8 protein-coding genes and 1 rRNA gene are annotated in these 6948 nt (G+C 75.8%); 3 read left to right on the top strand and 6 right to left on the bottom strand.

The features are described 5' to 3' along the window. From GSF02_RS18100 to GSF02_RS18090, 3 genes are all read left to right on the top strand, one after another. Nucleotides 1–507, top strand: a 507-nt coding sequence (locus tag GSF02_RS18100; RefSeq protein ID WP_159798762.1) for an adenylyltransferase/cytidyltransferase family protein, incomplete at its 5' end; no start/stop codon positions are given. Between the two features lie 32 nt (nt 508–539). After that, entirely contained in the window at nt 540–1277 is a 738-nt protein-coding gene (locus tag GSF02_RS18095; protein WP_159798761.1) for an SDR family oxidoreductase, read from the top strand. After that, on the top strand, nt 1274–2299 hold the full coding sequence (locus GSF02_RS18090) for a glycosyltransferase family 9 protein (RefSeq protein WP_235915688.1): 1026 nt from the start codon (nt 1274–1276) through the stop codon (nt 2297–2299). Before GSF02_RS18095 ends, GSF02_RS18090 begins: the two co-directional genes overlap by 4 nt. An 85-nt stretch (nt 2300–2384) precedes the next feature. On the opposite strand, the gene GSF02_RS18085 is transcribed toward GSF02_RS18090, so the two are convergent. The 6 genes from GSF02_RS18085 to rrf form a co-directional block, all read right to left on the bottom strand. After that, the gene (locus tag GSF02_RS18085) at nt 2385–3362 is read right to left on the bottom strand and encodes a UDP-glucuronic acid decarboxylase family protein (RefSeq protein ID WP_159798760.1); all 978 of its coding nucleotides are present in this window, start codon (nt 3360–3362) and stop codon (nt 2385–2387) included. Further along, nucleotides 3359–3658: a hypothetical protein gene (locus tag GSF02_RS18080; RefSeq protein WP_159798759.1), complete on the bottom strand. Its 300-nt coding sequence runs from the start codon at nt 3656–3658 to the stop codon at nt 3359–3361. Before GSF02_RS18080 ends, GSF02_RS18085 begins: the two co-directional genes overlap by 4 nt. A gap of 26 nt (nt 3659–3684) precedes the next feature. Continuing rightward, the gene (locus tag GSF02_RS18075; protein ID WP_159798758.1) at nt 3685–5082 is read right to left on the bottom strand and encodes a cytochrome P450; all 1398 of its coding nucleotides are present in this window, start codon (nt 5080–5082) and stop codon (nt 3685–3687) included. Nucleotides 5083–5227: 145 nt separating this feature from the next. Beyond that, on the bottom strand, nt 5228–5707 hold the full coding sequence (locus tag GSF02_RS18070) for a DUF4383 domain-containing protein (protein ID WP_159798757.1): 480 nt from the start codon (nt 5705–5707) through the stop codon (nt 5228–5230). Between the two features lie 5 nt (nt 5708–5712). Then, entirely contained in the window at nt 5713–6594 is an 882-nt protein-coding gene (locus GSF02_RS18065) for a manganese catalase family protein (protein WP_159798756.1), read from the bottom strand. A gap of 272 nt (nt 6595–6866) precedes the next feature. Next, nucleotides 6867–6948 (bottom strand): 5S ribosomal RNA (gene rrf / locus GSF02_RS19185); the annotation flags it as partial.

The following is a 6948-nucleotide window of genomic DNA, read 5'->3' as shown; positions in this document are numbered from 1 at the left end:
CGGGCCGGCACGCCGGCCGGCGGCGCCGCGGCGCCCGCGGAGCTCGAGCGGCTCGGCGCCCGGCTGCGGCCGGCCGGCACGCTCGTGGCCACGGGCGGCTGCTTCGACCTGCTGCACGCCGGGCACATCGCCACCCTGGAGGCGGCCCGCGCGCTGGGCGACCGGCTCGTGGTGCTGGTCAACTCCGACGCCTCCGTGCGCCGCCTCAAGGGCGCCGGCCGGCCGGTGGTCACCGCCGCCGACCGCGTGCGCGTGCTCGAGGCGCTCGACTGCGTCGACGCGGCGGTGGTCGTCGACGAGGACGACCCCCGCGCGGCGCTCGAGGCCCTGCGCCCGGACGTGTGGGTCAAGGGCGGCGACTACACGGTCGACCAGCTGCCCGAGGCCGACGTCGTCGCCCGGCACGGTGGCCGCACCGTCGTGCTGCCGTACCTCGACGGCCTGTCCACGACCGCCATCCTCGAGCGCGCCCGCACCGACGGCTCGGTGCCGCTCGGCGCCTCCTGACGACCCCACCCCCTGGAGAGAGGAACCCCACCATGACGTCTGCTCCCACGCAGGAGCCCGGCACCGGCCAGGCGACGCTCACGCCGCGGAAGGTCGGCACCGTCTTCATCACCGGCGGCGCCAGCGGCCTCGGCGCCGCGCTCGTCGAGGCGGTCACCGCCGCCGGCGGCACCCCCGCCGTCCTGGACCTCACGCCGCCCAAGGCCGACGTCGCGCACGTGGAGGTCGACCTGTCCGACAGCGCCGCGGCCGCGGCGGCCGTCGAGGACCTCGTGGCGCAGGTCGGGCCGCCCGACGCCGTCGTCACCGCCGCCGGCACCGACGCGTGCGGCCCGCTGCTGGAGATCAGCCCCGAGACGTGGGAGCGCGTGCTGCGGGTCAACCTGTTCGGCACGGTCGCGGTGGTCCGGGCGGCGCTGCCGCACCTCGAGAGGTCCCGCGGCACCGTGGTCACCGTCGCCTCGACCCTCGCGCTGCGGGGAGCGGGCGACGCGACCGCGTACTGCGCGTCCAAGTGGGGCGTGCACGGGTTCAGCCAGGCGCTGGCCGCCGAGTACGCCGGCCGCGTGGGCGTCACCTGCCTCATCCCCGGCGGCATGCGCACCGCGTTCTTCGACGGCCGCACCGAGCAGTACAAGCCCGGGCCCGACGCCGACCTCAACGACCCGGCGGCCACCGCGGGCGCCGTGATCACCGCGCTCACCCAGCCGGTGGGCAGCGAGATCCGCGAGATGCTCGTGATGGCCTCGGGCGAGGCCTCCTGGCCGTGATCGGCGCCCCCGCGTCCGGCGGCCCGCCCGCGACGGGGGCGGGCGCGCCCGGCACCGTGCTGGTGCTGCGGGCGATCGGCCTCGGCGACGCCCTGACGGGCGTCGCCGCGCTGCGCGGGGTCCGCCGGGCGTGGCCGGGGCGGCGGGTCGTGCTCGCCGCCCCGGCTGGTCTGGGCCGCTGGCTCGGCTCGTACGGCCTGGTCGACGACGTGCTGCCCGCCCAGGGCCTCCTCGAGCCGCTCGCGTGGGACCCGGACGCCGGCCCCGAGGTCGCGGTGAACCTGCACGGTTCCGGGCCGCAGAGCCACCGCCTGCTGCAGGCCACCGGCCCGGGGCGGCTCGTCGCCTTCGGGTGCGCCGACGCCGGCCACGACGGGCCCGCCTGGGACCCGGGCGAGCACGAGGTGCTCCGCTGGTGCCGGCTGGTGCGGTCGGCCGGCGGGGACTGCGGCCCCGAGGACCTGCGGCTGGGCCCGCTCGACCCGCCCGGCGGCCGCGGCGCGCACGTCGTCGTCCACCCGGGCGCCGCCTCCGGCTCGCGGCGCTGGCCGGCGGAGCGCTGGGGCCGGGTCGCCGCGACGCTCTCGGCGGCCGGCGTCGAGGTGGTGCTCACCGGCGGCGAGGCCGAGCGCGACCTGTGCGCCCGGGTCCGCGCCGCGGCCGAGCGCCACGGCACCCACCGGCTCACCGACACCTCCGGGCGGCTCGACCTGCCCGCGCTGGCCGACGTCGTCGGGGGCGCGCGCCTGCTGCTGTCGGGGGACACCGGCGTGGCGCACCTGGCCACGGCGCTCGGGACGCCGTCGGTCACCCTCTTCGGGCCCACGCCGCCGGCGACCTGGGGCCCGTGCGTCGACCTGGAGCGGCACACCGTGCTGTGGCACGGCGACCCCGGCTCGCCCGGCGACCCGCACGCCGACGAGCTCGACCCGGCCCTGGCGGCTGTCACCGTGGACGAGGTGCTCGACGCCGCGGCACCGCTGCTCGCGCGGCACCTCGCGGCGCCGGCCGCCGTCCCCTGACCGCACCCCGACCCGACGGACGGCGGGCGGGCCGGCTTCCCGAGCCGGCCCGCCCGCCGTCACGCCGAGCCTGCGTCGGGCGGCGTCACGCCGCCGCGACGCCCAGCTCCCGGAACCAGGCCACGGTGCGCTCCAGGCCCGTCTCCCACGCGACCTTCGGCTCCCAGCCGAGCAGCTCGCGCGCCCGGGTGATGTCGGGGCAGCGCACCTTGGGGTCGTCGGTGGGCAGGTCGACGTGCTCGATGCGCGACGAGCTGCCCGTGGCCGCGATGACGTCCTCGGCGATCTGCAGCACCGTCAGCTCGTGCGGGTTGCCGAGGTTGACCGGCCCGGCCTCGTGCGTCCCGGCGAACCGGAGCAGCCCCTCGACGAGGTCGTCGACGAAGCACAGCGAGCGGGTCTGCGAGCCGTCGCCGCAGACGGTCAGCGGCTCGCCGGCGAGCGCCTGCCGCACGAACGTGGGCACCACGCGCCCGTCGTGCCCGCGCATCCGCGGACCGTAGGTGTTGAAGATCCGCACGATGCCGGCGTCGACGTCGAGCGAGCGGCGGTAGGCCATCGTGAGGGCCTCGGCGAACCGCTTGCCCTCGTCGTACACCGACCGCGGGCCGATGGGGTTGACGTTGCCCCAGTACTCCTCGCGCTGCGGGTGCACCAGGGGGTCGCCGTACACCTCGGAGGTCGAGGTGGTGACGAAGCGGGCGCCGGAGCGCGCGGCCAGCTCCAGCGCCGCCCGCGTGCCGCGCGAGGCGACGTCGAGGGTCTCCAGCGGGTGCGCGGCGTAGTCCACCGGCGACGCCGGGCAGGCCATGTGCAGCACCAGGTCGACGCTCCCGAGGTCGACGGCGCCCAGGTCCACGGGGCCGTCCTCGGCCGCGCCGAGGCCCCGGGCGACGTCGTGCCGCACGAGCCGGAACCCGGGACGCGTGCGCAGGTGGGCGACGTTGGCGGGGGTGCCGGAGATCATGCTGTCGACGGCGACGACCTCGTGCCCGTCGTCGAGCAGCCGCTCGCACACGTGGCTGCCGAGGAACCCGGCGCCACCGGTGACGACGGCCCTCACCGGGACACCAGCTTGAAGAAGGTGCTGTCACCGCCGTCCGCGCGGCGCTCCTGGTACAGGAAGGCGAGCCCCGCGTCGTCGAACTTGGCGAACCACTCGTCCCACTCCACGGGGTCGAGGCGGTCGCCCTCGCCGCCGCTGCTCGCGCCCCCGGGGAAGTCGATGCGCAGCACCCCGGCGCCCTCGCCGGACCCCTCCGTCCCGCGGACGGTGACCGGGCGGCCGTCGTGCTCCTCGACCCAGCGGCGGATCTCGTCGTGGTCCGTGGTGGTCCTGGTCTCGGACGACTGGTTCATCCCACTCCTCCCGTGGTCCTCGGCTGCTACCTGCTCACGCTGCCGCCGACCGGCGCCACTCGCTCGCGCTGCCGGAAGTGCAGCTGCAGGTGGTCGACGGTGCGGGGCAGCGGGTCGCGCTCCAGGTGCTCGCCCCGGTCGACGGCGAGGTCCAGGCCTGCGAGGCGGGCGAGCAGGTGGCTGGTGGTGAACAGCACGACGTCGCGGCCGGCGCACTCGGCCGGGCCCGCGCTGAAGGGCACGAGCGCCCGGTCGGCGTCGGCGCGCCCGTCCAGCCAGGCCTCCGGGGTGAAGGCGTCGGCGAAGTCGATGCGCCCCGCGTCGCGGTGCACGTACCCGCTGACGACGGCGAAGCCCGTGCCGGCGGGCAGGGTGCGCCCGCCCCAGACGGTGGGCTCGGTCGCGTCACGCAGGATCACCAGCGTCGTCGGCCACAGCCGCAGGCTCTCGAGCACGCACGCCCGCGCGTACGGCAGCACGGGCGCGGCCGGGCCGGCGTCGTCGACGACGGGGTCGGCGGCGGCGAGCTCGGTCACCACCCGGTCCCGCACGGCGGGACGGGCGGCGACGACGGCGAGCGCGCGCAGCGTGGCCATGCCGGCGGCGTCGAACGCGAACAGCCAGTGGGGCACCTGGTCCGCGGGGTCGTAGCTGTGCCCGGTGCCGTCGCCGCCCCGGGCGATCTCCTCGCTCGCGGCACGCGCCGCGGCGGCCAGCGTGCCGGGTTCGGCCTCGGCCACGCGCGCGGCGACCTGCTCGCGGAACGTCGCGCGCAGCCGGCGGCGCACCGGCTGCAGGTAGGCCCAGTTGGCGGCGCGGCGCAGGGCGGTGAGCCGGTCGGTGAGCTCGTGGTCCTCGCGAGCCTGCTCGCCGAGCGTCACCGTCCGCACCAGGCGCCACCAGGCCCGGGTGAAGGTCGCGGCGTCGAGCTCCCCGGTCGCCTCGACGGCCGCGGCGATCTCGTCAGCGGTGCGGGCGACCTGGGCGACGATCTGCTCGGCGTCGGGGTGCGTCCGCTGCCCCGCCGCCAGCGCGCGCTCGTTGAGGGGACGGCGCACCCGGCGCGCCGAGGCCGAGGAGATCAGCACTCCCTCGGGCTGGAACTGGCGCAGCGCGGCGGCCTTCTCGCGCGTCGCCGGCGTGAACGGCTCGGGCGAGCCGTCGAGGATCCGCGCGACGTCCTGCGGCGTCGTGACCAGCACGACCCGGCGGGGCCCCAGCCTCACGGACAGGGGGGCGCCGTCGTAGCGGTCGCGCAGCCCGTCGAGCACCCGGGCCGCCTGCCGGTCGACCTGCCGCCGCTCCGCCCACGCCGTGGCGCGGGGACGACGGACGATCGCACCCTCGGCGACCATCGGCGCCAGCACGTGGCGCAGCACGTCCAGTGTCTCGCGGGCGGACAGGTCGACGGGTGTCGCGCTCATGCGTTCCTCTCGCTTCGGGGTCGTCGTCGGGATCGGGGCAGGGTCGCGGTCGGGGGCGCGGTCGCGGGCGCGGGGCCGGGTCCGGGCAGCGTGAGCGACCGGCCGCCCGCCGCCGGGGTCGGCGACGGGCGGCCGGAAGCGGTGGTCAGCGGGCCGGCGTGCCCGGCACGCTGCCGGACGCGTCGTCGGACCGCGTGCGGCGGCCCGGCCACAGGGCGATGGCGAGGCCCGCGATCGCGCTGACGAGGTGCAGACCGTTGTCGGCGCCGTTGATGTTCAGGATGTTGAGGTCGGCGTTGTTCGCGACGACGAGGCCGTACACGAACGCCGCGCCGTACCCGATGAAGAGGATCCACCCGAAGGTGCGGGCGCCGCCCCAGGTGTTCCACAGCAGCAGGCCCAGCAGGCCGATGACGATGTGGACCACGTTGTGCAGCGGGTTGATCGCGAACCCGAGCAGCGTCTGGGAGTGGTCGTGCACGGTCCACCCGTCGAAGCCCGTGACGGCGAAGCCGGCGATCCCCACGAGCAGGTAGACGATGCCGATGATCAGGGCGAGCCACTGGTGGATGCCGCGGTGCGCCCGCGCCGCGGGTGCGCGGTCGGCTGCGTAGGAAGCAGACATGGCGCTCACTCCTTGTGCAGGGCGTCCTTGACGACGCCGGTGGCCTTCTCCATCACGTTGGGCTTGTCGGTGGTCCCGTGCATGCGGGGGTCCGGGCGGGTCGGCGGCGGCATCTCGACGCCGCGCGGCGGCTCGGCGACGTACTCGAACTGCCCCTTGCCGTCCGGCGTGGGGCCGCTGGCCCAGCTGCCCTCGCTGGCGTGGGCACCGTCGGAGAAGTTGATGTACTGGTAGGAGACCTCACGGACCTCCTTGGACTGCGGGAACGTGCTGGGCACGGGGATCTCCTCGAGGCCCTCCTGCCGCAGCTCGTTCGCCGCGGCGATCCACTGGTTCTGGTGCATCGTGTCGCGGGCGAGGAGGAAGGACAGCAGGTCCTTGACCCCCTTGTCGTCGGTCATGTGGTAGAGCCGCGCCACCTGGAGGCGGCCCTGCATCTCGGCGTTGGCGTTGGCGGTGAAGTCCGCCAGCATGTTGCCGCTCGCCGTCACGTAGCCGGCCGTCCACGGGTTGCCGTTGGAGTCCACCGGGCGCGCGCCGGCGCCGGCCACGATCGCGTGCTGGACGTCCATGCCACCGACGACCGCCGCGACCGACGGGTCGTCCTGCACCGCGCCCTCCACGGCGCCGACGGGAGCGTCCTCGAGGAGCTGGGCGATCATCGTCGCGAGCATCTCGACGTGCCCCATCTCCTCGGCACCGATGCCGTAGAGCAGGTCCCGGTACTTCCCGGGGATGTGGGCGTTCCACGACTGGAACCCGTACTGCATCGCCACCGTGATCTCGCCGTACTGGCCGCCCAGGACCTCCTGCAGCTTCCGGGCGAAGACAGCGTCCGGCTTGTCGGGCTTGGACTTGAACTGCAGCTCTTGACGGTGGAAGAACATGAAGCAACGTCCCCTCGGTGGAGTGCGCGTGGTCAGCGCGAGGCGCCCTTCTCGACCCCGGTGTCACACCACCGTCCGGGGAGGGATCCCCGCTCGCACCTCGACGGCGGCTCGGCCCAGGGGCGCCACGTACGCCGGGGGACCTGGAGAGACGACAAGACCCGCACCTGCGGTGGTACGGGTCGCGCTTCTCGGGCGCGCTGGGGCCGGTCTGAGGGTGTGCGGAAACGCCGAAGGCCCGCACCTGGGGTGCGGGCCTTCGGGTAATGGGTGTCCGGCGGCGTCCTACTCTCCCACCCCGTCTCCAGGGCAGTACCATCGGCGCTGAAGGGCTTTGCTTCCGGGTTCGGAATG

This window comes from Puerhibacterium puerhi (genome assembly GCF_009846865.1).
Classification (GTDB): Bacteria; Actinomycetota; Actinomycetes; order Actinomycetales; family Cellulomonadaceae; genus Puerhibacterium; species Puerhibacterium puerhi.
This window is presented reverse-complemented; position numbering and strand designations above follow the sequence as displayed.

What these genes read in the sequence shown, in the direction of transcription:
- GSF02_RS18080 (WP_159798759.1), bottom strand. Translation starts at nt 3,658, where the DNA reads ATGAACCAGTCGTCCGAGACCAGGACCACCACGGACCACGACGAGATC.
- GSF02_RS18075 (WP_159798758.1), bottom strand. Translation starts at nt 5,082, where the DNA reads ATGAGCGCGACACCCGTCGACCTGTCCGCCCGCGAGACACTGGACGTG.
- GSF02_RS18095 (WP_159798761.1), top strand. Translation starts at nt 540, where the DNA reads ATGACGTCTGCTCCCACGCAGGAGCCCGGCACCGGCCAGGCGACGCTC.
- GSF02_RS18070 (WP_159798757.1), bottom strand. Translation starts at nt 5,707, where the DNA reads ATGTCTGCTTCCTACGCAGCCGACCGCGCACCCGCGGCGCGGGCGCAC.
- GSF02_RS18065 (WP_159798756.1), bottom strand. Translation starts at nt 6,594, where the DNA reads ATGTTCTTCCACCGTCAAGAGCTGCAGTTCAAGTCCAAGCCCGACAAG.